This is a genomic window from Parasphingorhabdus sp., from assembly GCF_049667325.1.
GTDB lineage: Bacteria > Pseudomonadota > Alphaproteobacteria > Sphingomonadales > Sphingomonadaceae > Parasphingorhabdus.
Genome location: NZ_JBATHY010000200.1, coordinates 1 through 4359, shown reverse-complemented (window position 1 = coordinate 4359; position 4359 = coordinate 1). Strand labels below are relative to the sequence as shown.

Genomic DNA, 4359 nt, shown 5'->3' with positions numbered 1-4359 from the left:
GGACGGATATTGTTGACCGGACCGCTTGGCGACGGACAGATCACCGGCCTGCAAGTGCCGATCACCGGGAATGTCGGACGAAATGGTAATTTCGCTCTGTTCCGCCAATGCGTCAATCTGCAATTTGCGAGCCTGCGCACAGCATCCTTGCGTGCCGGGCCGACCAGCGCGCGGTTCTGCCCTCAGGGCAATGCAATCGTAAGCGGCAGCCGATCCGGAGTGAATGTCGCGGCCAATGCGCCTTCGCTCAACCTTGACGGCTTCTTGGGGAGAACGCCGCTTTCCATTTCGAGCGGCGCGCTTGGATTTTCAATGGCGAACGGTCTGAAGGCGCAAAATGTCGGGATCCGCTTGGGAACGCCGGGCAGCATGACCAAACTGGACATGACCTTGTTCAGCGCCGCTTTCGGACGCACACTGAACGGCAGAATGGAAGGCGCTTCCGGGCAGGTCGCCAATGTTCCGCTGTTGATGGAAAATATCGAAGGTGACTGGCGCTATGAAAAGGGTGAATTTCTGGTTGATGCGAGCCTGCTCGTCCGCGACGAACAACAGGTGGAACGATTCCGGCCACTGATCAGCAACGACGTCAAGCTGGGTTTTGACGGCAATGACATCACAGCGACGGGATGGCTGCGCGAGCCGCAGACCCTGACCGCCGTTGCGGCGATCGATATTTTCCACGCTCTGGACAAGAGTGAAGGTAGGGCGCTGATCGACGTCCAGTCGCTGACCTTCAACGACCGGCTCCAGCCGGAACAGCTGACTCCGCTGACCCTGGGTGTGATTGCCAATGTAAAAGGGGAGATATCGGGCACCGGCCGGATTGACTGGGATGATTCCGAAGATGGCATCCAGAGCACTGGAACTTTTCTTACCAACGGTATGAACCTGGCGGCGGCGTTCGGTCCGGTGACCGGCCTGTCCGGAGAAATCACATTTTCCGATCTCCTCGCGCTGGAAACCGGTCCGGGCCAGACCGTGCAACTGTCCGAGGTCAACCCCGGGGTGGCTGTCTTCAACGGCCAGATCCGTTATCAGCTGTTGCCGGACTATAAAGTGCAGGTTGAAGGCGGAGAATGGCCGTTTGCGGGCGGCAAACTTTTTCTCGAGCCGACCATTCTCGATCTGAGTGAGGAAGCCGAACGGCGGTTGCAATTTACCGTTGAAGGCATTGATGCCGCCCAGTTCCTGACCCAGTTTGATTTCGAGAATATGACCGCGACCGGGATTTTTGACGGCAAATTGCCGATGGTGTTCAATCAGGATGGCGGCCGGATAGTCGGCGGCTATCTGGTGGCGCGCGAGGGCGGCGGCACGCTCGCCTATGTCGGAGAGCTAACCTATGAAGATATGGGAACGATGGCCAACTTCGCTTTCAATGCGCTAAAATCGATCAAATATCGCAATCTTACCATCGGAATGGATGGTGATATCGCCGGTGAAATCATCACCGAGGTAAAATTTGACGGGTTGCAGCAGGGCGATGACGCGAGCAAGAATTTTATCACCAAGCAGCTCGCCCGCATCCCGATCCAGTTCAACGTCCGGATCCAGGCGCCGTTCATGCAAATGATGAGCAGCGTTAAATCCTATTACGAACCGGAATTACTGGTCGGCCAGAATCTGCCCGCTCTGCTGCGGGCGCAGGAGGCTCGCGCGAAGCAAGCGGTAAAGGCTCTGGAAAAAGATGAATAGTCCATTCAGCGAGGGGAAAGCGATGATGCTTTATCAGACAAGTCAATTGACGGATCGTTCATATGGTGCGATTCGCCGCAATATGAGGAGTTTAACCACCACCAGCTTGTTTTGGGCAGCAATGATCGGGCTTTCCGGCTGCGTGCAGGTCACAGCACCGGACAAGCCGATAGTGATCAACCTGAATATCAACATCAAGCAGGAAGTGGTGTATCGCCTTGACGGCGATGCAAAGGACTTGATCAACGAGGAAGCGGATATTTTCTAATGTTTGAATATGTAAAGAAAAACAAAGCCTTGGCTGTAATCGGCGGACTGGTTTTGACAGCAGTCGTCGCCGTGCCGGTGATGGCGCAGCGCGACCCCGCCTATGAAGCGGCGCGCTCGTCGGGAGCCATTGGCGAAAAGCCGGATGGCTATCTTGGTTACGTGTCATCGCCTTCACCCGGTATCAAGGCGCTGGTCGAGGATATCAATATCAAGCGCAAGGCGGCCTATACCCGCAAGGCTCAGGAAACCAATTCGACGGTGGAGCAATTTGCCTTTACCTCGGGCTGCAACCTGATCATGCGGACAGTCAGCGGCGAAAAATATCAGACGCCGAGCGGCACCTGGAATACGCGGGACAGTTCCGAACCGGTGCGGGATTCGCGTTGCCCTTGAGTTAGGCTTCCACGAAAAATTACGGGAAGGCGCGTCGGCTAAGCTGGCGCGCCTTCTGCTTTTTCCAATGATCCGCTGACCAGATGAAGATCGCGTTGTGGGAAAGGGATGGTGATGCCGTATTTGGCCAGCGCCGTTTCGATTTCCCAGCAATAGGTTGCATGAACCTTCCCCGGTTTTTTGGTTGCCTCGTCGGTCAACCAGACGATCAGTTCGAAATCCAGACTGCTGTCGCCAAATCCGACCAGCCAGACGTCGGGTTTCCGGTTCTTGACGCCTTTCAGGGTAAATTCCACATTATCCGCCGCTTCCAGTATCGCCTTTTTGACCAGATCCTTGTCGGTACCGTAAGCGACGCCAACCGGCACGTGCATGCGGCGTTTGGCTTCCCGCAAGGTCCAGTTGATCACCCGTTTGTTGATGAATTCGGAATTGGGGATCAGCATGTCGATATTGTCATTGGTGGTGATCAACGTGCTGCGGACATTGATTTCCCGCACTTCCCCGGTGATGCCGCTTTCTAGATCGACGAAATCCCCGACTTTGAGGGTTTTTTCGAGAATGATGATGATCCCGGCGACGAAATTGGAGAAAATCGACTGCAGGCCAAAGCCGATGCCGACACCCAGCGCGCCGGTAAACACGGCAAATGCGGTGAGGTCGATACCTATCATATTGAGCGCGATGAAAATGGCGATGCCGATCATCAGGATACGGATCAACTGACCGAACAGCCCGCGCACCGAGGGAGTCATGCGCTCGGACTTGCTGAGCCGCGTTTCGATCAGCCGGGAGAAGAACGACGCACCCCAAACCAGAGCGACGGCGATCACCAGGACCTTGAATATATCGAGCAGGGAAAGATCCTCGCCGAGCGGCAGCGAAAGACTGTCGATAAATGCAATCAGCGGCGCAAACAGGCGTACAATCACGAGTAGCGCCCCAATGACCGTCAATATGATTGTCGTCCAGCGCCAGAGCGGATCGCTACTGGTCAGAGCAAAGGTGCGGATGATTAGCGTAGCGACCAGAATCGCACCGACGATCCGCATATAGTCGACCGGAATGCCGCGGCCGGTGAAACCCGAGATTATCATCCAGATAATGACCGAGGAAATTAGCGGGAAGACAAGCGTGGCCGATACGGCTTCATATTTTCCGCCGCGGAAGGTTTCTGCAAGATCCGCAAAAAAACTGCCGGTTGCCGCCTTCAGGATGCGTGTAAAAACAAAACCCAGCACCAGAGCGACAACGATCCCGCCCAGTTGCAACCAGATCGTTCCCGACAGCAGCTCGGCCTGCATTCGCAGAAAGAAGGTCGAGAAAAATGTTTCAACGTCGCGAAACCCTGCACCGATGTCCTGGATCGAAGGGACGTTCGCCATGTCAGGGATGGTGTTGGTTGCGGTCAGTAATTGCGTGATCATATCTTTATATCCATTTCAGGCGCTTGAGCACGTAAATTTCGGCCACCATCAGGATCGTCATGATGGCGCATGTAATCCAGAAGGCCAGACCACTATCCACCCCGGGCATGCCGCCGACGTTGATGCCAAGCAAGCCGGTCAGAAAACTGAGCGGCAGGAAAATGGCCGCGACAATCGACAATGCGTACATCGTCCGGTTCATCGATTCCGCCATTTTGTTGGCCAGTTCATCGAGCACCACAATCGCCCGGTCGCGCGCGGCATCAAGGTCTTCGAGATAGCGTAAAGTCCGGTCCGCGGTTTCCCGCAAACTCATGCGCTGGCTCGGGTCGAGCCAGTCCGGTGCATCATATTGCAAATTGGCCAGCGCTTCTCTTTGCGGGGACAGATAGCGGCGCAGAGCGACCGTGTCCTGCCGGGATCTAGCGATTTGGGAGCGCAACTTGGTCGGCTGTTCGGTATCAACCTGGGCCTCCAAAGCATCGAGCCGGTCTTCCAGTCCAATGATGACATCGTTGATTTTGAGCGACAGTCGTTCCGACAACGCAACGAATAGATCGGGTATCGTCGG

General features: G+C 55.5%; 5 protein-coding genes. 3 read left to right on the top strand and 2 right to left on the bottom strand.

Annotated features, from left to right (window positions below; translation table 11 throughout):
• From WBM93_RS09065 to WBM93_RS09055, 3 genes are all read left to right on the top strand, one after another.
• Nucleotides 1–1698, top strand: a 1698-nt coding sequence (locus tag WBM93_RS09065; RefSeq protein WP_424431117.1) for an intermembrane phospholipid transport protein YdbH family protein, incomplete at its 5' end; no start/stop codon positions are given.
• A gap of 22 nt (nt 1699–1720) precedes the next feature.
• Nucleotides 1721–1966: a YnbE family lipoprotein gene (locus WBM93_RS09060; RefSeq protein WP_424431115.1), complete on the top strand. Its 246-nt coding sequence runs from the start codon at nt 1721–1723 to the stop codon at nt 1964–1966.
• Nucleotides 1966–2361: a YdbL family protein gene (locus tag WBM93_RS09055; protein ID WP_424431114.1), complete on the top strand. Its 396-nt coding sequence runs from the start codon at nt 1966–1968 to the stop codon at nt 2359–2361. Before WBM93_RS09060 ends, WBM93_RS09055 begins: the two co-directional genes overlap by 1 nt.
• A 38-nt stretch (nt 2362–2399) precedes the next feature.
• Here WBM93_RS09055 and WBM93_RS09050 read toward each other — a convergent pair whose 3' ends face one another.
• Nucleotides 2400–3788, bottom strand: coding sequence for a mechanosensitive ion channel family protein (locus WBM93_RS09050; RefSeq protein WP_424431112.1), 1389 nt, complete (start codon nt 3786–3788; stop codon nt 2400–2402).
• Between the two features lie 4 nt (nt 3789–3792).
• On the bottom strand, nt 3793–4359 hold a 567-nt coding region (locus tag WBM93_RS09045), incomplete at its 5' end, for a CorA family divalent cation transporter (protein ID WP_424431110.1).

Coding starts and splice junctions, on each gene's coding strand:
- WBM93_RS09055 (WP_424431114.1), top strand. CDS start 1,966: ATGTTTGAATATGTAAAGAAAAACAAAGCCTTGGCTGTAATCGGCGGA.
- WBM93_RS09050 (WP_424431112.1), bottom strand. CDS start 3,788: ATGATCACGCAATTACTGACCGCAACCAACACCATCCCTGACATGGCG.
- WBM93_RS09060 (WP_424431115.1), top strand. CDS start 1,721: ATGATGCTTTATCAGACAAGTCAATTGACGGATCGTTCATATGGTGCG.